The sequence below is a fragment of the Wenzhouxiangella sp. 15190 genome, from assembly GCF_003417465.1.
Taxonomy (GTDB): domain Bacteria; phylum Pseudomonadota; class Gammaproteobacteria; order Xanthomonadales; family Wenzhouxiangellaceae; genus Wenzhouxiangella.
The window spans coordinates 1-23,676 of record NZ_QVMV01000028.1; the positions used below are offsets into that span (position 1 = coordinate 1).

The following is a 23,676-nucleotide window of genomic DNA, read 5'->3' on the forward strand; positions in this document are numbered from 1 at the left end:
ATAACAAGTCGCTCAAGTACGTTCCGGCCCTGTCGGGCCTCCACCGGACGCGCTTACGCGCGCTGCTCAGCTAAATCGTTAGTCTGAGGAAGGAAGATGAGCAGTCAACAAGATCAAATACTTGCCAGGGAACTTGGCAAAGTCGGATCACTTGGAGGCAAGATCGGCGGTGGGGTTGCTGGGGCAGCTGGCGGTTCATTGGGAGCAAGTCTTGCAGCCCGATTTTTGCCCACGGAGCAATATCTAAAAGAAGTGAGCGTGCCGCGGGATGTCAGGACAACTCTCACCAAGTTGACTTCATATCTTTTGAAGGAAGGACGACTCGCGAACGACAGCGAAGCAGGCCCGTCGCAGTACCCTAAGATATCCGGCATCTTGGGGTCCGGTTTTCTCAATATGAACCCCACGCTGGTACACGTCGAAGTGATCGGTATCGACACTGGTTGCTGCCTACTTCTGGTTAGCGGTGCCGCCAAAGAAGGGTTGATAAAGCAGCGATCCGCGCAGAAAGCCGTGAACCGATTGGTGGATTTCCTTGGAACGATCGACTAACAAAACCTTGCAGCCGACACCGAGAAGGGCCCGGATTCCGACTCCGGGTAACTTTGGGGCTGACAAAGCCGGCTAAGACCATGCGGCAGGGCTCCTCTGACGGAATCGCCAACGCCGACCGACTTCTGCCGCTGCGCTACAAAGAAAGCCCGTTACGCTAGACAATATGGAAGCCGGAGACGTGAGAAATATCACAGACGAGGAGTTGGAGATGCGAGCCGAGATTACGGTGCAGCAATCGGGCGGGCTCCAAGCGATGCACCTTGCTTTCTATCAGGTTTCCATCAAGTACAACTACGATCGAGCTCAAGCCGCATTTCAGCGATATGATCAGTTGGTATCTGATAGCGATGACGCCGAGGAGCTGATCTCAGCAGCACAAGAAGCGGTCTCCCACATAGCCGCCCTGTCAAGGTTCTTTTTTCCTTCTCGATCTGGTCTCAAAAATTATCGGAAGTCATTGCGATTTGCTCGAGCCGACGTATTGAAGCGACATTTTGAGATTAAGAAGGATTCCCCACTGGCCGACAGAAGGATGAGAAATATCCGGGAACACTTCGACGAAAGACTAGACGAATACCTTTTATCGAACGATGGCGGAATGTTCTTCCCTTCGCCGATGCTCGATTCTCACACGATCGCCGACGATCCACTCGGAAAAGTATTTAAGCTAATTGATACTGACGCGAACTGCCTTGTGCTTTTAAATGAGAAATTCTTTATCGATCCTCTAAGGGATGAACTGAATCGTGCTTTCCAAATGTGGAAACTTCGATAATAAAATACTAAAGTGCGTTTCAGGCTTGGCGCGCCTCTACTGGACACGTTTACGCGTACCGCTTATATAAATCGGTAGGTATTCTATGAAATTTTGCTACTTTGATGAAAGTGGAACGGGAGATCAGCCCATTTCGGTAATGGCTGGTGTTGTTGCTGATGCTCACCGAATGCACTTGACCAAAGATACGTGGTCAGGTTTATTGGGTCAACTTTCGGATATAGTAGGGCAGCCTGTTCGGGAGTTCCATTCCCGGAAATTCTATTCTGGTTCAGGCATCTGGAAGGGATTGGATGGACCTCATCGCGCGAGCATTATATCGGCTATCGTCAAGTGGATGAAGGACCGAAAGCACAAAGTGGTCTATTCGGCATTGGATATTCAGCGCTATGAGGAAAAGCGAAATGAAGATGCTCGTTTTGAAGGTTTGAGCGCCTGGAGGACAATGGCGCTTCATGTCGCCCTGAGTGTGCAGCGTCGGCACCAAGGTGAATCTAAAAACAAGGGCCACACTGTATTGGTGTTTGACGAGCAAGTTAAGGAGAAAGACAGGTTTACTGACCTAATCCTAAACCCACCTGAATGGACCGATGAGTACTATGAAAGGAAAAGGGGAAGGAAAGCTCTTGATCAATTAGTTGATGTTCCGCATTTCGTTGATTCGAAGCAAGTCGAATTGGTGCAGGTCGCGGACCTATATGCTTTCATTCTTCGTCGTCAATTTGAGCTTGAGACGGGGTTAGATGAAGCGAAGTACACTGATGAACGAAATAAAGTTGGAGCCTGGGCAGAGGATATTCTTTCACAAACCATTGGCAATGGACATATCTACCCCAAAAAGCAACCGAGTGACGCAGCTCAATTGTTTCGGTCGGTAGCGCCAGAGTGCTGCATTTGATACCCAGCCATGCGCCGTTGACCCCTGGTTTTCGCAGCGCTTTGACCCGCATCTCATCATCCATCGGTTCACCGTCCCAGGCTGGCACACACGTTTCCGCGGAAACGTCGACGCCGGCGCGGCGGTTCTGCGCCATCAGCGCGAAGGCGTTACCGCGGAAACGTGTTTTGGCGCCTCGGGAATGGGTCGGCCCCGGCGGTTGAGGGAAAAGGGTTGCCCCTCGACCCCACGGCCAGATGTTGGAATTTCAGCGTATTTCGCGATACATTGCACCTCAGGGAACCCAGTGGTAGCGAGGAGTTGGCGAAATTCGAATGCAAACCGCAACCGGCGGTCCAGGTGAACGGCCAGATTATGCTCCGGCTTCCGAGCCTGCAAAAGCAAGGCCCATTAGTTAAGAGTACGCAATCCTGATGCGCGGCTCAGTGGAACAGGCATTTATCCGCCATGCTGCGCACAGCCGATCAATGCTTTTAGGTTAGAAGGCTAATCGTATGGGATACAGAATGCCTGAACGGCTCCCATTTCTAGAAGACGCGCTCCAAGGACTGGCGTTTTGGGTCGGTTACCGTAGGGCCTATTTTCGAAACTATCCACTTGCGGAGGCCTCGCTCGTCGCTGAATCGTGCAATCTCATTCAGTCCAAAATCACATCTGACCAAAAGTTATACCCGGAGCTGTTGTACCGTCGGCTTGCCGATACTGCCGGCAGGAACGAGCTTGGGGACCTTTGGCGGGCCGACCTAGCAATACTGGATGCGGCCTGTCCCGATCCATACAAAGAGCACGTTTGGGATGCTGTACAGTTCGTATTTGAGGTAAAGCGCGCGACGGCGCCACCGGCAGAAATCGATCAAGATCTACGGCGCTTGTTGCATTTCAAGGAGATGTGCCGCCATGGAGCTCGTGCTTTCTTGATCGTCGCATCCGAAGCAAAGTTACCTGGGAGATTTGTCGATCCGGAAAAAGGTCAGTCAAGACTTCACGCGCACGAAATTCCAGAAACGGCGGGGGTGTACCACGTTCGTCGAACGGTGAAAGCGGCGTCTAGCTTTGAGAAGAAGGAATCTGCTCATTTTGTATGCATTTGTGAAATCTTTAATCATCCGCCTAAGCAAGCCCTGCCGGGGGTTTGAAGCGTGCGAACTATGCCTTCTAACAAGGACACTATAGTCCGATGCTTTACAGCTTCCATCCTTCGCTACCGTTCCGGTTGGTCGCCGTCAAACGCGGAAGAGCGCCAACATTAAAGTATAGTAATTGATTCGCAAATGAAATTGATCTACGTTTTCATTTTTCTTGTAGCACCGCTTGTTCTCGCGTCCTGCACCACCACGCAGAAAATCAATCGGCCTGATGGACGAGTTGAATATTTAATTGCGTGTGGGGCGAGTACGGGTTGGGGTATTTGCTATAGAGAAGCCAATGAAACATGTCCCGACGGATATGAGACAGTTTCAGAAAAAGCGGGTCTTAATCGGAAGGAACTCAGAATAGCCTGCCCTGAGTAAGGGCTGCAATCGCGCATCGTTGGATATGCACTTTAATAAGCCGCTCAAGTACGCTCTAGCCCTGACGGGCCTCCACCGGATACGCCTACGCGCGCCGCTTAGCTAATTCGTTACGGTTACAAGCATCGTAGGATACGATAGTGGACGAATTTGAATTACTTGTAGATCTGCACAAGGGCGCTAACCGTCAAGGGCCCGGAGGCGATGCTGAGACTGAAAAGGCGATTGGTCTCGCCGGTATAGATCGAGATGCGCCGTTGAAAATTGCCGATATTGGCTGCGGCACTGGTGCCTCTACGCTGGCTTTGGCTCGATCGTTGAATGCAAAGATTACGGCTGTCGATTTCCTTCAGGACTTTATGGATGTTCTGATGGCCAGGGCTCAGAGTGACGGTGTTGAGGACAAAATCACCCCTCTTTGCGCATCGATGGAGCAACTCCCATTTGAGGACGAGAACTTCGATGTTATCTGGTCTGAAGGCGCCATCTACAACATTGGTTTTGAAAAAGGTGTCGCGGATTGGAAGCGCTACTTGAAGCCAGGCGGTCTGCTTATTGCCTCAGAGATTACCTGGCTTACTATATCCCGCCCTTCGGAGCTTCAAAACCACTGGGACGATGAATATCCGGAAATAGATACGGCATCAGCAAAGATAAAGATACTGGAAGAAAACGGTTATACACCTATCGGCTACTTCATTCTGCCAAAGCATTGCTGGCTCGATAATTATTACGAGCCAATGCGTAGGAACTTCAGCGCTTTCCTGAACCGGCACGGAGATAGCGAAGAGGCCCTCAGAATTGTTGAGGCAGAGCGCCATGAAATTGAGCTTTATGAAAAATACAAGGCATATTTCAGCTACGGTGTATACATCGCCAGGAAGTCCATCCCGTAAAGGTCATGAAACGTCGACCCCGGCGCGGCGGTTCTGCGTCATCAGCGCGAAGGCGTTACCGCGGAAACGTGGTTTTGGCGCCTGGGGAATGCGCCGGCCACGGCGGTCGAGGAAATCGGATTGCCACTCGCTCCGAAGTTGAAATTTTCGCAGATTTTGCGCTACTTTGAGCAACAGTGGCCGCAGTAGCAGCGAGGAAATCAAAGCCTCTGCATGAGAATGGCTAGCACGTACCTAAAAGGGTTATCCGCAGTCCTGTTTTGCCTGCTGGCAGTGCCGATGCCAGCGGCGCAGTCATTTTCAGTGGACACAAGCACTATTGATTCTTTCGTAACCGATCGCATGGAATCTTCCGGTGTTCCTGGCGTATCGCTTGTGATCGTTGATGACGGCGGCATCTCCTATCAGAAAGGATATGGGCATGCTGGTGGCGGGCAGGGCGCGCTTGATTCCCGGGTGCCGATGTGTATCGGGTCCTTGACGAAGTCCTTTACGGCACTTGCCGTTATGCAGCTGATCGATCACGAGAAGATACGGTTGCATGAGCCGGTTGGCCGTTATGTTTCTTCCTTCCAGTCAAGCTCGGGCACTTCCGAACCCATTACCGTATTTCACCTGCTGACTCATACCAGTGGTTTCTCGACGCTGCAGGGCAATCAGGTTATTCAGACCAGCAGGCTCGACCTTGCGAAGCCTGAATCCCTGGAAGCGCTGGTCGAGGAAATAGCCAGGATGGAGCCCGTGAGACAAGCGGGTGGTGTGGCGGACTATTCGAACGCCAATTACCTGGTGCTCGCGCAGTTGGTTCAGCAAGTGAGCGGCATGTCCTATGCGCGGTATTTCCGGGAAAACATTTTCGGGCCTCTGGGAATGAACCGGAGCTTTGTGCGCGGGGAGGGCGGTGATCATCCGGATCCGGCCGCTTCTTTCCGGTTCTGGTTTGGTTATCCGGTTGAATATGATGCCCAGGTCGATGAGGGGCCCGTCGGGCCGACCGGGATTTATTCGACTGCCGGGGATATGGGCCGGTATCTGCTCGCCATGATGAATCGGGATTCGCGGTTGCTCTCCGCTGAAACGTTCGAGCTGCTTTTCAGTACCGTGCGTGAGCATCGATCCGGCCCGGGTGAAATGGGGTGGCGGTACTCGGAGCCGAATGGCAATGCGGCCTTCTGGCATAGCGGAGAATGCCCGGGCGCCACGAATGTCATGGCGATCTTTCCGGAGGAAAGGACGGCTTTGGCCGTCATGGCCAATGCTCGCAGTGGCGGGTTTCATTTTTCGAGAGTTGGAGCATTGACCCAGGGCCCGCTGCAAATGATCGTCGGAAGCGAGCCGGCCAAAGACGGCCCGGGCCCCAAGGACTGGGCGGCCTTGCTGTTTCTCGTGATCCTGATAGGCGCCCTGGCCGTATGGGCGATCAGGCTCGTTCGAAGCTATGCAACCGGTTCCCTGAGCGCGCTGAAATATCCGTTCGATGTCCGGGAGTTGCTCTGGCGAGTGGGTGTTCCCATCGGTCTGCTGCTCGCTATTTGCTATGGCTTGCTGGTGGTCCTGCCCAACTTCAATGACACGACGCTTTGGGGCGTATTTCTGTTCGCACCGGACCTGGCCTGGTTGTTGACCATCGGCGGCGGTCTGGCTGCTGGCGTCGCGATCCTCCGAGCCGTGCTCCTGGCCCGATTCACGCTGTCCGTCAATAAAGGGGCTTGAACGACTAGCCAGTCCTTGCCGATTCCATCTGGTACAACACCTCGACCACCAGATCATCATCCATCGGCTCGCCGTCCCAGGCTGGCACACACGTTTCTGCTGAAACGTCGACGCCCGCGCGGCGGTTCTGCGTCATCAGCGCGAAGGCGTTACCGCGGAAACGTGGTTTTGGCGCCTCGGGAATGTACCGGCCGTGGCGATCGGTGAATTCCGGTTGCCCGTCGGCACCCATGCGGACACCGAAACCACCTTCGTGCACGGCGCGGTGATGGTGTCGGCACAGGGTGACCAGGTTGTCGACTTTGGTCTCGCCGCCGTCGGCCCAGTGGATGATGTGATGGGCGTCGACGTACTTATGCGCCGTGCAGCCTGGAAATCGGCAGCCGCCGTCGCGTCGTTGTAGTACGCGGCGAATCGCCGGCGGGATCGAGCGGGTCTTGCGGCCCACGTCCAGGGTTTCGCCGTCGCCGGATTCCGTCCACGGCACGACGCCGCAGTCGCAGGCCAGGCGCCGGGACGTTTCCGCGGAAACGTTTCCGGCATTTTCCAGCGTGGATTCGGCGCCCTCGCCATCCTCGCGCAGGGTATCCACGTCGGTATGCACGTGCACCGTGCAGCGGTCGCCGCCGCTGACCGTGCCCTGGTTACCGGACAGGAAGGCGTCGGACAGGCGTTCCAGCGCATCGGCCCGGCGCTGCTCGATCGGGCAGGGGAGGGGCTTGTTCATATCCGGCTCGGGTGACGTTTCAGCGGAAACGTCCCGGTGCTCGGCCTCGGTCTCGTCCATGGCGGCGTCGACGGCCTTCATGATGCGCTCGCCCTGTTCGGGCGTGAAGCGGCCGTGGAGCAGGAAGGAACCGTCCTCGTCCATCCGCCAGATCACGCGCCGGCGCTCGTGTCGATCGTTTTCCGCTTCGAGCGCTTCGTTGCGCTTTGCCCGGCGGTACTGGCGCACGGCGCGTTCGACGTGGGACGCCGTGCCGTGCAGTGCGATCATCAGCAGGAATTCCTCGTTTTCCGGTGTCGCCACCCGGGTCACGGCGCGCACCTTGGAGTAACTGATCTCGCCTTTGGCGAACGATGCGCTGATCCTGGGCAGATCGCCGAGCGCATGGGCCACGCGAATCTTTTCGCGGGCCGCGTTCAGGCCGATGCCGCATTTCCAGTTGAGCCAGTGGGCGCAGGAGCGTATATCCGGTTCGGCCCAGCCGGCGGCTTCGTCGAACTGCCGGATCAGGGTCAGCAGCCGGTAGTTTGCTGCGTGAATATGGGCCGCCAGCTCGGTGATCCGGTCCTCGAGTTGGCGGATTTCCGATTGCGGCAGGGTGGGGGTGATGGGGGTTGTCAACGCCATGATGAGGCCCTCTTCTGAATGCTATACAAGTATACAGTAATGCCGGGCAAAAATCCAGAAATCATCATTATTTCATGGGGTTAGATCGTCCCTGCATGTACAGGAGATTGACAGTACCTTCCCGTTGCTGTGGGCCAGCTTGTGCCCCGCGTCCGCGCCCGCTAGCATGGGCTGCGCCTCCATAACAAGAAGGGCGGGACGTTGGCCGATCCGCGCGAAGCGCAATTCCAGCAGGACATAGTTGATGCGATGGCCGCCGGCGGGTGGCTGGTGGGTCGTTCGGAGGGGTACGACCGCGCCCGGGCGCTGTATGCCGAGGACGTGGTCGGCTACTACCGCGAGGCGCATCCGGATCAGTGGGAGCGGTTTTGCAAGCGCAACGAGCGCGACCCGGAATCGGCGTTGCTCGACAAGGTCGCGCGCGAACTGGACAAGGCCGGCACGCTGAATGTGCTGCGTCACGGTTTCAAGGTGCCCGGCGCGCGGGTGAGCCTGTGCACCTTCAAACCCGACCACGGCATGAACGAGGATACCCTGGCGCGCTATCGCGCCAACCGCTTGCGCGTGGTGCCGGAGGTGTCCTACTCACCGCACGCGCGGACCGGCGAGTACAACCCGCGCCTGGACCTGGTGCTGTTCGTCAACGGCATTCCCACCGCCACGCTGGAATTGAAGAGCGAGTTCAAGCAGGCCCTGGAACGCGCCCAGCGCCAGTATCGCCGCGACCGCCCGGTGCGCGCCCCGACCAACCGCAAGCCCGAGCCGCTTTTGACCTTCAAGCGCGGTGCGCTGGTGCATTTCGCCGTCAGCCAGGCGCAGGTGGCCATGGCCACGAAGCTGGCCGGCAACAACACGGTGTTTCTGCCCTTCGACCAGGGCACGCCCGACGGTGGGGCGGGCAATCCGCCGCCGGCGAGCGAGGACGACTATGCCACCGGCTATCTCTGGGACGAGGTCTTCGCCCCGGACAACTGGCTGAAGATTCTCGGGCGCTTTCTGCACCTGGAGGTCAAGTCCGAGCAGGACTTCCACGGCAAGTGGCACAAGAAGGAGACCATGATCTTTCCCCGCTATCACCAGTGGGACGTGGTCAACAAGCTCCTCGACGCCACCCGCGGCGACGGTCCGGGCAAGCGCTACCTGGTGCAGCACAGCGCGGGCTCGGGCAAGTCCAACTCGATTGCCTGGACGGCGCACCAACTGGCCGCGCTCTACGACGACGACGGCAACAAGCGCTTCGACTCGGTGGTGGTGGTGACCGATCGCACCGTGCTCGACGACCAGCTGCAGGACACCATTTACCAGTTCGAGCATGCCACCGGCGTGGTGCAACCGATCAGCCGCGACGAGGGTGGGCGGAGCAAGCGCGATCAGCTTGCCGCGGCGCTCGAGGCGCGCACGCGCATCATCGTGGTGACCATCCAGACTTTCCCCGCACTGTTCGAGGCGCTGGACCAGCATCCGGATCTGAAGGCCGGCACCTATGCCGTCATCGCCGACGAGGCCCATTCGTCCCAGACCGGCCAGGCGGCGGCCAAACTCAAGGCGCTGCTGGGCGTCGACCGGCCCGAGGGCGAGGATCTCAGTGCCGAGGAACTGCTCGATGCCGCCGTGGCCGCGCGCAAGCCCTCGGAGACGATCAGCTACTACGCCTTCACCGCCACGCCCAAGGGCAAGACCCTGGAGCTGTTCGGCACCCGGCCGGATCCCGAGCGCCCGCCGGCCGAGGACAACAAACCGGTGCCGTTTCACGTCTATTCCATGCGCCAGGCCATCGAGGAGGGTTTCATTCTCGATGTGCTGCACAACTACGTGACCTACAAGACCGCCTTTCGCCTGGCCCATCCCGACGCCGATGATCAGGAGGTCGACGCCCGCCGCGCCTCGACGCGCATCGCGCGCTGGGTGCGCCTGCATCCCTACAACATCGAGCAGAAGGTCGAGGTCATCGTCGAGCATTTCCGCGAAAAGGTCTATCCGCTGCTCGACAAGCAGGCCAAGGCGATGGTGGTCACCGGCAGCCGCCAGGAAGCGGTGCGCTATCAGTTGGCCATGCGTAGCTATATTGACGAGAAGAACTACGATTCCGTGCATCCGCTGGTGGCGTTTTCCGGCTCGGTGCCGGCCGACGAGTACATTCCGGCGGAAGTTACCGAGACCAGTGGCGAACTGAACCCCGGGCTGAAGGGGCGCGATCATCGCGAGGCCTTCAACACCGGCGATTTCAACGTGATGATCGTCGCCAACAAGTTCCAGACCGGTTTCGATCAGCCGCGGCTGTGCGCCATGTACGTCGACCGCAAACTGCAGGGCGTCGACTGTGTGCAGACCCTCTCAAGGCTCAATCGCCGCTTCCCGGGCAAGGAAGCGCCGTTCGTGCTCGATTTCGTCAACGATGCCGAGGACGTGCGCGCGTCCTTCGAGCCTTACTACAACACCGCCGAGCTGACCGACGTCTCCGACCCCGACATCGTCTTCGACCTGCAGCGCAAGCTCAACGAGGCGCGCGTCTACGAGTGGCACCAGGTCGAGTCCTTCTTTCGCGCCTTTCACGACAAGAAGGCGTCGAATTCGACGCTTTCGTATTACACGGCGCCGGCCGTTGAGCGGTTCAGGAAGCGCTATCACGATGCGCTGGCCGACCTGCGCCACTGGCAGGCCGAAAAGCGCCGCGCCGAGGAAAATGGCAACCGCGACGGGCGCCAGCGCGCCGAGCACGAACTGGCCGAGGCCGGTGAACGGCGCGATGCGCTCGATCTGTTCCGGCGCGACCTGCAGAGCTTCTATCGCACCTACGAGTTTCTCGCCCAGATCGTCGACTACGACGACCGGGAGCTGGAGGCATTGTGCGTGTTCGCCCGCCATCTGCATCCGCTACTTCGCACCGAGCGCCTCGACGACGAGGATCTCGACCTGTCCGAACTGGACCTGACCCACTACCGGCTCAACAAGCAGAACGAACAGAGCATCCGGCTGGGGGAAGAGCAGGGCGAGTACGGCCTCGATCCGGTCTCGGAAGTCGGTAGCGGAAAGCCGAAAGATCCCAAAAAGGAACGCCTGGCCGAGATCATCGAGCGGCTCAACGACCTGTTCGGTACCGAGGTCGACGACCGCGACCAGCTCCAGTTCGCCGACAACCTGGCCGATCGCATGAGCCGCGACGAGGGCGTGGTCGATCAGATCCGCAGCCACACCCCCGAGCAGGTGATGCACGGCCGGTTTCCGCGCCTGCTCGAACAGATCGTGCTCGACGCCATGTCCGACCACGAGGAACTGGCCACCAAGGCGCTCGAGACCGACAACAACCTCAACGGCCTGGCCTGGGCCGTGCTGCGGCTGATGGCCGAGCGGGATGGCACGGCGCGTGTGGGAGGAGTTGATTGATGGATAGAGAGTTAAAGGATCAGGTGTCCGAGTGGCCCGAGGGCTATTTCGAGCGGCTGTTTGACCGCGACGAGATCGCGCCGCTGGAACGCGGCAGCCAGGGCGAGTTCGAGTCCCGAATGCAGCTGGAATGAAGCTGCGTCTGGTAGCCCGGAATTCCAGGCCGTGGGCCAAGGAAGGGGTGGAGCGCGCCGGTGGCGACGGGTACGCCCAGGCTGGGCGTCCGGATTGTGCGAAACCGAGTTGTTGGTCCGTGATCGGCCTGAGGTATATACTAAGTAATTACTTCAATTGGGCAGCATTCATATGAGCAAGGACGCCATTTTCACAATGAAGCTCGAGCCCGAACTGCGCGAGGCCTTTGTGGCGGCGGCCGGCGAGGAGGGCCGTCCGGCATCACAAGTCATGCGCGAACTGATGCGGGAATATATCGAGAAGCAGACAGCGCATGAGAATTACCAAGCCTGGCTGGAGCGCAAGGTGGAACGGGCACGCGAGTCCATGCGCGCCGGCCGCGCGCTGGATACCGAGCAGGTGGAAGCGGAATTTGCCGCCCTTCGAAACGAGGCCATGAAGGTTGCCGAGCCGTGAGAGTCGTCTGGACGCCGGAGGCGCGGACAGACCGATTCGAAATCTGGGCCTGGATTGCACGGGAGGACCCTTTCGCTGCGGCCCGAATGGACGAGCGCTTCGGGACGGCAGTGCATCGGCTCGGTGATCACCCGCAACTGGGACAGGATGGTCTGGTGCCGGGTACAAGGGAGTTCATCGTTCACGAAAGCTACCGTTTGATCTACGAAGTCGACTCGAAGAGTGACCGCATTTGGATTCTCGGGTTGGTCCACACTCATCGCCAATGGCCACCGCTGCAAGACGAACGCGAATAGGCCGTGATTCCAGGGCCCAACGCATTCAGGGTGCGCCACCGACAGTGGATCACTTGAGGGTCCCGGGCCGCGCAGGCGTTTCGCTCAAATAGATACCTTGTTCAACCGCAGGGCATTGCCGATCACCGACACCGAGCTGAAACTCATGGCGGCCGCGGCGATCATCGGGCTGAGCAACAGGCCGAAGAACGGGTAGAGCACGCCGGCGGCGACGGGCACGCCCAGACTGTTGTAGACGAAGGCGAAGAACAGGTTCTGCTTGATGTTCGCCAGGGTCGCGCGCGACAGGCGACGGGCGCGGACGATGCCGTTTAGATCCCCCTTGATCAGGGTGACGCCGGCCGATTCCATGGCCACATCGGTACCCGTGCCCATGGCGATGCCGACCTGCGCCTGCGCCAGGGCCGGGGCGTCGTTGATGCCGTCGCCGGCCATGGCCACGGTGCGTCCCTGCTCCTGCAGTTCCTTGACCTTCTCGGCCTTGTCCTTCGGCGCGACGTCGGCAAAGACCCGGTCGATGCCCAGCTCCTTCGCCACCGCCTTGGCTGTCGTTTCGCTGTCGCCGGTGACCATCACGATCTCCAGGCCCTCTTCATGTAAGGCCTCGATCGCATCGTGCGTGCTTTCCTTGATGGGATCGGCCACGCCGATCAGGCCGGCAGCCTTGCCGTCGACGGCGGCGAACATGGCCGTCTGGCCCTTGCCGCGCAGTTCTTCGGCCGTATCGATCAGTGCTTCGACGTCGATGTCGAGCGTGTCCATCAGCTTGCGGTTACCCAGGGCGACCTGCTGCTCGCCGACGCGGCCGTACACGCCCTGGCCGGTGACGGACTCGAAATCGGACACATCGGTCAGCTCGATATCACGGGCCTTGGCGCCTTCCACGATCGATTCGGCCAGCGGGTGCTCACTGGCGCGCTCGAGCGAGGCGACGGCGCCGAGCAGGTCGGCTTCATCCACGCCTTCGGCGGTTTTGATGTCGGCGAGTTTCGGGCTGCCTTCGGTGAGCGTGCCGGTCTTGTCGACGATCAGGGTGTCGACCTCGCGGAAGACTTCGATCGCCTCGGCATTGCGGAACAGCACGCCCATGCCTGCACCGCGGCCGGTGGCGACCATGATCGACATCGGTGTGGCCAGGCCCAGCGCGCAGGGGCAGGCGATGATCAGTACGGCCACGGCATTGACGACGGCGTAGGCCAGTCTCGGCTCGGGGCCAAAGCTCAGCCAGGCGAAGAACGCGATCACCGCTGCCGCAACGACCGCCGGCACGAAATACTTTGCCACGACGTCGGCCAGGTTCTGGATCGGCGCGCGCGAGCGCTGCGCCTCGGCCACCATCTGCACGATCTGTGACAGCACGGTGTCGTTGCCCACCTGCTTGGCCTCGATCACCAGCGTGCCCGAGTCGTTGACCGTCGCCCCGATCACTTTCTCGCCGGAAGATTTCTCGACCTTGACCGGCTCGCCGGTAATCATCGACTCATCCACGTTGGAGCGGCCTTCGACCACCTCGCCGTCGACCGGGATCTTCTCGCCGGGACGCACGCGCAGCCGGTCGCCGATCTGCACGTCCTCGAGCGGGACGTCTTCCTCGTTGCCGTCGGAGTCGATGCGCCGCGCGGTTTTCGGCGCCAGGCCGAGCAGGGCGCGAATGGCCTGGCTGGTCCTCGAACGCGCCTTCAGTTCCAGCACCTGGCCGAGCAGCACCAGGGTGACGATCACGGCCGCCGCCTCGAAATACACGCCCACCGTGCCTTGCTCGTTGACCATGGTTGGCGGAAAGATGCCCGGCGCCACGGTTGCGACCACGCTGTAGATGTAGGCGACCGAAACACCCAGCGCGATCAACGTGAACATGTTCAGGTTCATGGTGCGAACGGACAACCAGCCGCGCACGAAGAACGGCCAGCCCGCCCAAAGCACCACCGGCGTGGCGAGAACCAGCTCCAGCCAGATGCCGAGCTGATGCGGAATTACTTCCTCCAGGCCGGGAATGAACATCTTGCCCATGGCCAGGAACAGCACGATGGCCGACAGCGGCACGCTCACCCAGAAGCGTCGGCTCATGTCGACCAGTTCGGGATTGTCCTCTTCTTCGACAGTCACGGTCCGCGGCTCCAGCGCCATGCCGCAGATCGGACAGTCTCCGGGTTCGTCGCGCACGATCTCCGGGTGCATCGGGCAGGTGTACTCGGTCTTGGTCGACGGACCGGACTGCGCCTTCTCCAGCGCCATCCCGCACTTGGGGCAGGTACCCGGCTCGTCGGATTCCACGCCCGGGCACATCGGGCAGTAATACGCCTTGTCGCCCGAAGGCTGATTGCCGTCGGTGTGATGATGCTCGTGTTCCGAGTGGCAGCAGTGGTGCTCGTTTTCACTCATTGCAAAGCTCGCGAATTGATTGGAAAGAAAGAGGAGATGGGGCAGGGCGCCTCAGCGCCCGTAACGGGTCAGCACATCGACCAGTTCGTCGATACGCTCGTTCGGCTCGGATGTGCGCCCCTTGGCCAGCTCGTCCTGAATGCAGTGCTGAACATGCGTGCGCAACACGCCGTCCTCCACCGCCCGCAACGCCGACCGCGCCGCCCGGAGCTGGGTGAGGATATCGACGCAGTAGCGCTCCTCGTTGATCATCTTGACGACACCGTCGAGCTGCCCCCGCGCCCGATTCAGGCGGCGCAGCTGTTCATGATGGGAGGGGTGCCGAGTCATGGGGAAACATGATACCCCTAGGGGGTATGCTATGCAACTCGAAAAGGGTTGAGGTCAATATATATTCTGTTTATTCAGGATGTTATGGAACATATTTCAGGTCGTATATAGAACGTTTCATGACATTGCAGGGGGTATCCGCAAATGGGGAAGGGCTGGCGAGGGGCCGGCCCGAGGGTAAGCGTACAGGCTGTAGACTGTGCGACGGTCTAGAAGATTTCTCCCCGGAGCATTCTCATGCGCATAGCCACCGCTACCGTTCTGCTGTTCGTCATCGGCCTGTCTCATGCCGGCGACTACCCCCACCCGGTGCAATCGTTCGACTTCGACAGCCAGCGTCAGGAACTGTCGATGGCCTACATGGACGTGATGCCGGATGTCGAGCCCCGCGGCACCTTTGTTCTCTTGCACGGCAAGAACTTCAACGGCGCGTACTGGCACCAGACCATCGACTTCCTGACCGAACGCGGCTTTCGCGTCGTAGTACCAGATCAAATTGGTTTCGGCCGCTCATCCATGCCGGCACACTACCAGTTCACCTTCGACCAGCTCGCTGCCAATACACGTGCATTGCTGGCGCATCTGGATGTGTCGGCGGCGCACGTGATCGGACATTCCATGGGCGGGATGCTGGCCACGCGTTTTGCCCTTCAGTATCCCGAGTTTGCCGATCAGCTCGTGCTGCTCAATCCCATTGGTCTGGAAGATTGGCGCGCCATGGGCGTGCCGTACGTGCCGATCGAGCGGATCTACCGAGCCGAGTTGCAGAAGGACTTCGAATCGATCCGGGCGTACCAGCGGGCCAGCTACTACGACGGCGACTGGAAAGAGCGCTACGAGCCCTGGGCCCGCATGCTGGCCGAAGCCTACGAAGGTGACGAAGGGGAACGATTCGCCTGGAACATGGCATTGACCGCCGACATGGTGCTGTCGCAGCCGGTGGTGTACCAGTTCGACCAGCTCGCCGTACCCACCGTGTTGATGATCGGCCTGCGCGATCGCACGGCCATCGGCCGCAACCTGGTCGACGAGGCACTGGCCGAGAAGATGGGCGATTACCCGGCATTGACCGAAAAGGTGGCCGGAATGATCCCCGACGTCGAGGTCGTGCGGTTCGAGGGCATCGGCCATCTGCCGCATATCGAGGCGCCGGAAGCGTATCTCGAGGCGCTCGGAGACGTGATCCCGGACGGGCGGGTCGTCGAATGAAATACAGCCCGGCCCGCGGATCCGAGGCCGTTGTCTGCTGGATTCTGATCGCCGCTTGCGTGGCGATCATTGCGGTGGCGTTGGCCGGCTGGCTGGCGGAAACCACGAAGCTTTCCTGGCTGGAGGTGCTGCTGCCGGTACTGGGAATCTTCGGCGCCACGGCTCGTTTGCGAGGATGGGCACCTCCGCCCAAGGGCGGGGCTGGTGGCGGCGGTCCCTAACCCACGAACGCCCGCTCGAAGACGTAATCGCCCGCCTGGCCGATTGAAGGGCTGACCTGGAATCCGCGCTCATCGAGCAGCTCGCGGAAGTCCTTCAGCATGGCCATGCTGCCGCAGAGCATGACGCGATCGTTTTCCGGGTCCAGATCCGGCAGCCCGAGATCGCTGGTCATTTGTCCCGAATCCAGCAGGTCCGTCAGCCGACCGCTGTGGATAAACGGCTCCCGGGAAACGGCGGGGTAGTAGAGTAGGCGCCCCCGGATCATGTCGCCAAGCAGCTCATGGTTTGGCAGTTCATCCGTGATGTGTTCCCGGTAGGCCAGATCCTCGACAAGCCGCACGCCGTGGGCAACGATGACGCTGTCGAAGCGCTCGTAGGTTTCAGGGTCCTTGATGATGGACAGATACGGCGCCAGGCCGGTGCCCGTTCCCAGCAGGTAGAGGCGCTTGCCGGGATGCAGGTCGCTGATCAGCAGGGTGCCCGTGGGCTTTTTCGACAGCAGGATCTCGTCGCCGACTTGCAGGTGCTGCAGGCGGGAGGTCAGCGGGCCGTCGGGCACCTTGATGGAAAAGAACTCCAGTTCTTCCTCCCAGGCGGCACTGGCAAACGAGTAGGCACGCATCAGCGGCTTGCCGTCGACGGGCAGGCCGATCATGATGAACTGGCCGCTTTCGAACCTCAGGCCGGGATCGCGCGTGGTCCGGAAGCTGAACAGGCCGTCGTTCCAGTGATGCACGCTCAACACGCGCTCGCGGCGGAATTTGTCCATGGTCAGGGGTGGGTTCCTACCGGGTAAAGCGATGCATGCTAACGAAGGAGCCGGGAAAGTCCTTGTCTCAAATCAAGGCATTCCATTCCGTAGGGCAGCTTGGGTCACGGTTACAGCGGCGACGGACCGGAGGCCCGTCGCCAAAGCAATTTCCCGTGATTACGCGGCCCTGGATTGCTGTCCGCGCCGGCCGCGATTGCGGCTCTGATTGTTGCCGCGGGCCGACTTCTGGCCGCGATTGCCGCCGTTGTTGCCCCGGCCACCGCCACCGCGGTTGCCGCCACCGCCACCCCGGTTTCCGCCGGGTTTGCCGCGTCCACCGCGGGCAGGCGTCTTGCCGGCTTCCCGCGAGAGCGGTTCGGTGGGTTCGTACCCGTCGACCCCGTAAGTCGGGATCTCGGTCTTGACCAGCTTGCGGATGTCTTCGAACAGACCATGCTCGGATCCGGCCACCAGCGAGACGGCCAGGCCGTCGCGTCCGGCGCGACCGGTACGACCGATGCGGTGCACGTAGTCTTCCGGCACGTTGGGAATGTCGTAGTTGACCACGTGTGGCAGCTGATCGATATCGAGACCGCGCGCGGCGATGTCGGTGGCGACCAGCACGCGCACCTTGTTCTTCTTGAATTCGCTCAGTGCCTTGGTACGCGCGCCCTGGCTCTTGTTGCCATGGATGGCGACGGCTGGCAGACCGTCGGTCTCGAGCTGTTTTGCAAGGCGATTGGCACCATGCTTGGTGCGGGTAAACACCAAGACCTGCTGCCAATTGTTCGAGCCGATCAGGAACGAGAGCACTTCGCGCTTTTGCTTCTGGTCGACGCGGAAGGCCTGCTGGGCGATGGCATCGACCGTCGAGTTCGGCGCGGCGGTCTCGACACGCTCGGGATTCTTGAGGAAGTTGTGCGCCATCTGCGTGATCTCTTTCGAGAACGTGGCGGAGAACAGCAGGGTCTGGCGCTGCTTCGGCAGGGCCTTGACGATCTGGTCGATGGCCGGACGAAAGCCCATGTCGAGCATGCGATCGGCCTCGTCGAGTACCAGGTACTCGATCTTGGACAGATCGACGGTGCCGCGCTGCATGTGGTCGATCAAACGACCCGGCGTGGCGACGAGCACGTCGATGCCGCGCTGCAGCTTGGAGATCTGCGGGTTGATGTTCACGCCGCCGAAGATCTCGAGTGAGCGCAGTTTGACGTGACGGCCGTAGGCGCGCAGGTTTTCGTTGACCTGCGCGGCCAGTTCGCGCGTCGGCGCCAGGATCAGCGCGCGCGGCTGGCGCTGGTGACCGCCTTGTTCGCTCAGTCGATGCAGCAAGGGCAGGGTAAAGGCGGCGGTCTTGCCGGTGCCGGTCTGGGCGCTGGCCATGATGTCACGGCCTTCGAGAATGACCGGAATGGCTTTTACCTGGACGGGTGTGGGCTGGGTATAGCCCTGTTCGCTGACAGCACGCAGCAATTCGGCCTTGAGGCCGAGGGAATCGAAATTCATGGATGTTCCTTGTTTAAACCAAGGCGAAGAAGAGCCCGTCAATCGGGCGAGCTACAAATCGGGGAGAGGCCTTGGTCTAAATGCAATCCGCGAGAGGGCACCGGTTCATCCGCTACAGGTAAGCGCAGCGGCCGAGTGCGGGACGCACAATAGCACGAATCCTCCGTAAACGGGAGAAAAGCCGAAACTTGAACCGGCCAGTCTCGGGCGCTACCCTCGGATTGCGGCTTGGCTGGGAGGCGTTGCAATGCCGAAAATCCTCCAGCACCTGACTGTCCTGCTCTTGCTGGGTCCGGGCTGGCCATGTCTGGCCTCGCCCCCTGAAGACCCGAAAGAAACCATCGTCTTCACCACCCTTCGCCCGGCCAATCAGGATATCTACCTTGTCGACGGCAAGGACAGCGAACCCAGGCGAATCACCGATCATCCCGCACTGGACTACAACCCCGCATTCTCGGCGGATGGCCGGTGGCTGGTCTTCACATCCGAGCGAAGCGGCAACGCCGATCTACATGCGCTGGACCTGAAGAATGGCGGCGATCCGGTTCGCCTCACCCGCAGTCGTGGAATGGACGATGCCGCCGACATCTCGAGAGACGGCGACAGGATCGTGTTCGTCAGCACCCGCGATGGTCATGCCGACATCTTCGTCATGCCGTTTAAGCCGGATGCCCCGGCCGAGGCGGAAGAAGCTGCCGTGAACCTGACCCGGGATTCAATCGGCGACTTCCAGCCGGCGTTCTCGCCGGACGGCTCGACCATCGCGTTCTCGCGCCAGCTGGAGCAATCCGACGTCCAGTTGGACAATCCTGCCCGCGCCGCTCGCGCGCAATCGATCGTGACCCACATCCATCTGATGGACGCCGACGGATCGAACAGGCGGCGGCTGGTGGGCGAGGTTCCGTTTCGCATGCAGCCCGGCGCGCGTATCTTCGGAGCGCCGGCCTGGTCGCGGGATGGGGACGCCGTCCATTTCCACACCGCCGAGATCGCAGGCATGATGTCCGGCCCCGAATGGTCAGCCGATATCTGGCAAGTCAATGCCAACGGCAACGACGCTCGTCCCCTGGTCCAATCCGATTCCTTGCATATGCTCACGCCTGCGGTCGGCGGAAATGACCGGGTCATTTTCCACGGCCAGACGGCGTTGCCGCCCCGGCAGTCCCTGTCGGACGAATCGGGGACGATTTACTCTCTGGCGGCCGGCGGCTCCGACCCTTCAATACTTTCGAGCACCGACTCCGAACCGGTCTGTTTCGCCCCCGCCGTCGGTCCCGACGGACAGGTCGCCTGTCACGGCCCGGGCCCCATCGAGAGGTTGAGCCCCAAGGCCGACGGCAATCCTCTTCTCAGGCCCGGCACACAGGCCACCGTGCCGCTGCCGGACAGAACCGTCGAGCTGGTCGGCATGCATGGCTACTTTCCCGACTTCCTGCCTGACGGCCGGCTGGCCTACGGCGAATCCCTCCCGCAGACGGGCTATGTCGAGGACCACGGCATTCCACCGATCGTGACTTCCCGAATTGATGGCTCCGGGCGGCGGGTGGTGCTCGACAGCGATTCACTCGGTGGCTGGGCGACATCCACCTGTCGGCGCGACGGACGTATTGCATTCAACGCCGGGCCCGATTTCGCACCGGTGGATGCACCCGTGGATATCTGGACGATGCAGCCAGACGGCACGGAGCTGAAGAACCTGACCGATGACGAGACCGCCAACGATGCCTTTCCGGCATGGTCGTCGGATTGCGAACACATCGTCTTCCGCAGCGGCCGCGACGGCAACAAGGAGATCTACATCATGGAAGACGACGGCGCCAATCCGCGCCGGCTCACCCGTCATCCAGCCACCGATACCGCACCCGACATTTCACCGAACGGCGAGTGGATCGTATTCGCCACCGGCCGGGAGCGTCTTGAGTCCGAAGATGGAGAACAACTCGAACAGATTGGACAGGAAGGCTACGGCGGCGGTGCCGGCTATCGGCTCCTTATACAGCGACTCGACGGCAGCGAGCGGCGATTCCTGGAGCCGGATCTGGTCGGCGCTCCGGGGCGCGACATGCATCCAAGATTTTCGCCGGACGGCAAGTGGATTCTGTTTATATCCGGCCGTGGCGGAATGAACGATGAGCGCCTTCTGGCCCCGGCACCGCAACCTTACGGTGAGCTCTGGACGATCCCAGTCGAAGGCGGCGATGCCGTTCGACTGACCCACGACAAGTGGGAAAACGGGCTGGCCCGGTGGGGCCGCAAGAAAACGCCGGATGAATTTTCATGCACCCAGGTACTCGGATTCTCCCAGTCACTGGAGTGGTACGGCGGGCTGTCGCTGGCGGATTACATGGCAGGCGACGGGCCGCCGCAATCTCCAACGCTGGAGGCCGGGGCGTTCCTGCCTAAGTGGCAGGGCGGTTTCTACATGGGCGCGGCCGTCGAGAAGTGGACGGATCCCGAATTTCCGGCCTGGTCGGCAACTCCCGCCACGACACACGAGAAGACAGCACACTGCGACCGTGATGAGGTCGACCGGGTGGTCTTCAACGTCTCCGGCGCGGCCCGGTCAGCGGACGAGTGGGCAAGCGTCATTGAATCCGTCGCGAAGCTGATCCGAAAGAACTTCCCGGCCGTCCGACAGATCGTGATGCAGCCCGTGGTGGGGGCATCCGAAGGGGAGTGCCAGGAGGTTCTTGCGGCCCGCAACCATCCCGAAATTGTCGAAGGCATCCGCCGAGTTACACAGCGGGGCATGGTGGAAGCCGGGCCCGAGGCAAGAGTGAAAAGCTGCCGCCAGTTTCGTGATGAGCTGGGGCACCTGACCAAAGATGGCGCCAGGCACGTTCGGAACAAGCTTGAAAACCATTACCGCGATGAGACCGCCTTGCCCGAGGGCGAGGCCAGCAGAGGCGCTTCACCGGATACGTGATTGCCGGAGTACTCAGAGATGAGTACAGGAGGGAATGATGCCCTGGAAAGTAATCCTGGCGGCAATCACGATTGCCTGCTTTGGACTGATTGCCGTCATGGTCTGGAATACGGCACGAATGCCGTCGACGCGAATCGATGCGGAACCACCCGGCGAGGAGATTGAAAAGCGGGTGAGCGGCATTGATGGGGCCGAGGTTGCCACCCACCTTGCCGAGGCGGTGCGATTTCGTACGATATCCAGCGATACGCAGCTGCCGAACGAAGCCGAACCCTTTCTGGCGTTTCATGACTGGCTCGAGGCGACTTATCCAGACGCCCATGGCGTGATGGAGCGTGAGCGAGTCAACGAACTGTCGCTGCTCTATCGCTGGCCCGGAAGATCCGACTGCAAGCCCGTCGGCTTCATCAGCCATCTCGATGTGGTTCCGGTTGAAGAGGAGAGCATCGAGGAATGGTCGTACCCACCCTTTGGCGGCACCGTCACCGACGGCTATGTCTGGGGACGTGGATCGGTCGACACCAAGTCGAATCTCGTCATGATCATGGAAGCCGTGGAGCGACTTGCCGAGGACGGCTATACACCGTCCTGCGATATCTATCTGCTTTTCGGACATGACGAGGAAATTGGCGGTTCGAACGGGGCTGGCGCCATGTCGCAAAGGCTCGCAGAGCGGGGCATCCACTTTGATTGGGTTCTCGACGAATCAGGTGGTGGTTCGATCCATGCCGACGGATCAAGAAAATGGGCACAGGTAACCTTGTCCCAGCGTGGCTATGTGACCCTGGAACTGAAGGCCACCGGGGTCGGTGGACATTCTGCGCTCCCGCTCAGACCGAATGCAATTCTTCGCCTTTCACGAGCGCTCATGCGGCTGTCGGATTCGACGATGCCGGGCGGTCTGCAGGGCCTCGCGCTGGAAATGGTCAAGGCCAGGGTGCAGCGTCGGTCCTACCTGGAACGATTGCTCGTGGCAAACACGTGGATCACCAAACCAGTGGTCGAACGGATCATCGAGTCCATGCCGGGAGGCGCCGCGATTCTGCGCACCACGCATTCGCCGACCGTGATTGATGGTGGCCAGAAAGACAATGTGCTTCCCAAGACGGCACACGCTCTCATCAATTTCAGAGTGCATCCACGCGACGACATCGAGTTCGTCCGAAATTGGGTCCGGGAATCAATCAATGATGATTCCATCAAGGTTTCCATACACCAGGAACGTGCGTTTGAAGCGCCCCCGGCGACCGATCCGTCCGCACCGCAGGTGACACATTTCAAGGAAGTGATCGGCGAGGTCTACGGGTCGATCGATCCACTGATTCCGGGCTTTGGACTGGCGGCCTCTGATGCCAGGCATTACGCACCCATTGCGGATGCACTGCTGAAATTCGAGCCGGTTGTTATCAGGGAAGGCGATTCCCTTAACCCGCATGACACGAATGAACGCCTGCCGATCGATTCACTCGCCCGCGGAGTGGTGTTCTATCAGCGACTGATCGAGCGACAGGAATGAAGGTGAACGACAACAGTGCCTGGTCGACTCATACTCGGTTTTTCTAGAGGTCACGGCATCGCCAGCCACGCGCATTCGTGCAGGGCGGTCAGCCCGCGTTCGGCAAAGCGCGCATGCTGAGCCAATACGTCGCGGCGTTCGAGCAGCTGGAACTGCAGGCCGGGATAGTCCGTCAGTTCATCCTCGAGGACGGCGAAAGGCGGGCCGTCCATTTCGGTCTGGTCATACTCGAAGGTCACCAACAAACCGCGGGCCTTGTCAGTCAGCAGAGTGCGCAAATGGTCCAGATAGGCGGGCCGCATGTCATGGGGCAGGGCGATGAGGGCGGCACGGTCATAGAACAGGTCGAAAGGTTCGTTGGTCGCGTAGGCGAAGAAATCGCCCTCGACCAACTCGACACCCCCGGCGCGCCAGTACGTGAGCTCCGCGACGGCTGATTGCGTTGGCTGTTTGCCCCATTCTTCGAAGAATTCCTTGACTGCCTTGGCGCTAAGCTCGATGCCGGTCACCTCGTGACCATTCTCGGCCAGCCAGCGCAAATCCAGACTCTTGCCGCACAGGGGGGCCAGCACGCGGCCGGCATGCACATCCGCTATTTCATCCCAGTGACGCTTGAGTGCCCAGTGGATGTCGGATTGATGAAAACCGATCTCGCCACGATTCCATCGTTCACGCCAGAAGTCTCTTTCCATTACTCGTTTGAAGTCCTTGATCTTGCGATGACTTGTAGCTCCACGTTCATGAATGGTCAAACGGATGATTTCAGTTCGATGACAGCACTTGAAACAGAGGCGTCATATTCGCGTCACCGATGTGCAATGAAGCATCGCTAACGTAGCCGACATTAGTTCAACGCCACAC

General features: G+C 60.1%; 20 protein-coding genes. 14 read left to right on the forward strand and 6 right to left on the reverse strand.

The window, feature by feature from the left end; translation table 11 throughout:
• The first annotated feature begins 96 nt into the window (after positions 1 to 96).
• From DZK26_RS07120 to DZK26_RS07150, 6 genes are all read left to right on the forward strand, one after another.
• Entirely contained in the window at positions 97 to 552 is a 456-nt protein-coding gene (locus DZK26_RS07120) for a hypothetical protein (protein ID WP_147306696.1), read from the forward strand.
• Between the two features lie 181 nt (positions 553 to 733).
• Positions 734 to 1,330, forward strand: a complete 597-nt coding sequence (locus DZK26_RS07125; protein WP_117238641.1) for a hypothetical protein — start codon at positions 734 to 736, stop codon at positions 1,328 to 1,330.
• A gap of 85 nt (positions 1,331 to 1,415) precedes the next feature.
• On the forward strand, positions 1,416 to 2,228 hold the full coding sequence (locus DZK26_RS07130) for a DUF3800 domain-containing protein (protein WP_116898821.1): 813 nt from the start codon (positions 1,416 to 1,418) through the stop codon (positions 2,226 to 2,228).
• Positions 2,229 to 2,734: 506 nt separating this feature from the next.
• Positions 2,735 to 3,364: a hypothetical protein gene (locus DZK26_RS07135; protein ID WP_116898820.1), complete on the forward strand. Its 630-nt coding sequence runs from the start codon at positions 2,735 to 2,737 to the stop codon at positions 3,362 to 3,364.
• Positions 3,365 to 3,879: 515 nt separating this feature from the next.
• Positions 3,880 to 4,635: a class I SAM-dependent methyltransferase gene (locus tag DZK26_RS07145; protein ID WP_116898818.1), complete on the forward strand. Its 756-nt coding sequence runs from the start codon at positions 3,880 to 3,882 to the stop codon at positions 4,633 to 4,635.
• 219 nt (positions 4,636 to 4,854) lie between these two features.
• Entirely contained in the window at positions 4,855 to 6,348 is a 1,494-nt protein-coding gene (locus DZK26_RS07150) for a serine hydrolase (protein WP_181918450.1), read from the forward strand.
• A gap of 4 nt (positions 6,349 to 6,352) precedes the next feature.
• Here DZK26_RS07150 and DZK26_RS07155 read toward each other — a convergent pair whose 3' ends face one another.
• The gene (locus DZK26_RS07155) at positions 6,353 to 7,702 is read right to left on the reverse strand and encodes an HNH endonuclease signature motif containing protein (protein ID WP_116898816.1); all 1,350 of its coding nucleotides are present in this window, start codon (positions 7,700 to 7,702) and stop codon (positions 6,353 to 6,355) included.
• A gap of 201 nt (positions 7,703 to 7,903) precedes the next feature.
• Here DZK26_RS07155 and DZK26_RS07160 point away from each other — a divergent pair, with 201 nt between their 5' ends.
• From DZK26_RS07160 to DZK26_RS07170, 4 genes are all read left to right on the forward strand, one after another.
• Positions 7,904 to 11,086, forward strand: coding sequence for a type I restriction endonuclease subunit R (locus DZK26_RS07160; RefSeq protein WP_181918449.1), 3,183 nt, complete (start codon positions 7,904 to 7,906; stop codon positions 11,084 to 11,086).
• Positions 11,086 to 11,220 carry a hypothetical protein gene (locus DZK26_RS14565; RefSeq protein WP_258870887.1) on the forward strand — a complete coding sequence of 45 codons (135 nt, stop codon included), beginning with the start codon at positions 11,086 to 11,088 and terminating at the stop codon, positions 11,218 to 11,220. The genes DZK26_RS07160 and DZK26_RS14565 overlap by 1 nt, the downstream gene beginning before the upstream one ends.
• Positions 11,221 to 11,377: 157 nt before the next feature.
• Positions 11,378 to 11,677 (forward strand): CopG family ribbon-helix-helix protein, encoded by a 300-nt coding sequence (locus DZK26_RS07165; protein ID WP_258918356.1) that lies wholly within the window; start codon positions 11,378 to 11,380, stop codon positions 11,675 to 11,677.
• On the forward strand, positions 11,674 to 11,973 hold the full coding sequence (locus DZK26_RS07170) for a type II toxin-antitoxin system RelE/ParE family toxin (protein WP_116898813.1): 300 nt from the start codon (positions 11,674 to 11,676) through the stop codon (positions 11,971 to 11,973). The genes DZK26_RS07165 and DZK26_RS07170 overlap by 4 nt, the downstream gene beginning before the upstream one ends.
• An 84-nt stretch (positions 11,974 to 12,057) precedes the next feature.
• Here DZK26_RS07170 and DZK26_RS07175 read toward each other — a convergent pair whose 3' ends face one another.
• Together DZK26_RS07175 and DZK26_RS07180 are read right to left on the reverse strand one after the other, a co-directional pair.
• Positions 12,058 to 14,355 carry a copper-translocating P-type ATPase gene (locus DZK26_RS07175; RefSeq protein ID WP_258870885.1) on the reverse strand — a complete coding sequence of 766 codons (2,298 nt, stop codon included), beginning with the start codon at positions 14,353 to 14,355 and terminating at the stop codon, positions 12,058 to 12,060.
• 51 nt (positions 14,356 to 14,406) lie between these two features.
• A complete protein-coding gene (locus DZK26_RS07180; RefSeq protein WP_116898812.1) occupies positions 14,407 to 14,685 on the reverse strand; it encodes a metal-sensitive transcriptional regulator in 279 nt (92 codons plus the stop codon).
• 237 nt (positions 14,686 to 14,922) lie between these two features.
• On the opposite strand from DZK26_RS07180, the gene DZK26_RS07185 reads away from it, so the two are divergent.
• Both DZK26_RS07185 and DZK26_RS07190 read left to right on the forward strand, forming a co-directional pair.
• On the forward strand, positions 14,923 to 15,894 hold the full coding sequence (locus DZK26_RS07185; RefSeq protein ID WP_116898811.1) for an alpha/beta fold hydrolase: 972 nt from the start codon (positions 14,923 to 14,925) through the stop codon (positions 15,892 to 15,894).
• Positions 15,891 to 16,115, forward strand: coding sequence for a hypothetical protein (locus DZK26_RS07190; RefSeq protein ID WP_116898810.1), 225 nt, complete (start codon positions 15,891 to 15,893; stop codon positions 16,113 to 16,115). The genes DZK26_RS07185 and DZK26_RS07190 overlap by 4 nt, the downstream gene beginning before the upstream one ends.
• Here DZK26_RS07190 and DZK26_RS07195 read toward each other — a convergent pair.
• Both DZK26_RS07195 and DZK26_RS07200 read right to left on the reverse strand, forming a co-directional pair.
• Positions 16,112 to 16,885, reverse strand: coding sequence for a ferredoxin--NADP reductase (locus tag DZK26_RS07195; protein WP_116898809.1), 774 nt, complete (start codon positions 16,883 to 16,885; stop codon positions 16,112 to 16,114). The two genes, DZK26_RS07190 and DZK26_RS07195, sit on opposite strands and share 4 nt — an antisense overlap.
• A 159-nt stretch (positions 16,886 to 17,044) precedes the next feature.
• Positions 17,045 to 18,373, reverse strand: a complete 1,329-nt coding sequence (locus DZK26_RS07200; RefSeq protein WP_116898808.1) for a DEAD/DEAH box helicase — start codon at positions 18,371 to 18,373, stop codon at positions 17,045 to 17,047.
• A 247-nt stretch (positions 18,374 to 18,620) separates the two neighbouring features.
• On the opposite strand from DZK26_RS07200, the gene DZK26_RS07205 reads away from it, so the two are divergent.
• Entirely contained in the window at positions 18,621 to 21,299 is a 2,679-nt protein-coding gene (locus tag DZK26_RS07205) for a PD40 domain-containing protein (RefSeq protein WP_116898807.1), read from the forward strand.
• A gap of 37 nt (positions 21,300 to 21,336) precedes the next feature.
• Positions 21,337 to 22,815, forward strand: coding sequence for a M20/M25/M40 family metallo-hydrolase (locus DZK26_RS07210; protein WP_181918448.1), 1,479 nt, complete (start codon positions 21,337 to 21,339; stop codon positions 22,813 to 22,815).
• A gap of 50 nt (positions 22,816 to 22,865) precedes the next feature.
• Here DZK26_RS07210 and DZK26_RS07215 read toward each other — a convergent pair whose 3' ends face one another.
• On the reverse strand, positions 22,866 to 23,507 hold the full coding sequence (locus DZK26_RS07215; protein WP_116898805.1) for a thiopurine S-methyltransferase: 642 nt from the start codon (positions 23,505 to 23,507) through the stop codon (positions 22,866 to 22,868).
• Positions 23,508 to 23,676 lie beyond the last annotated feature (169 nt).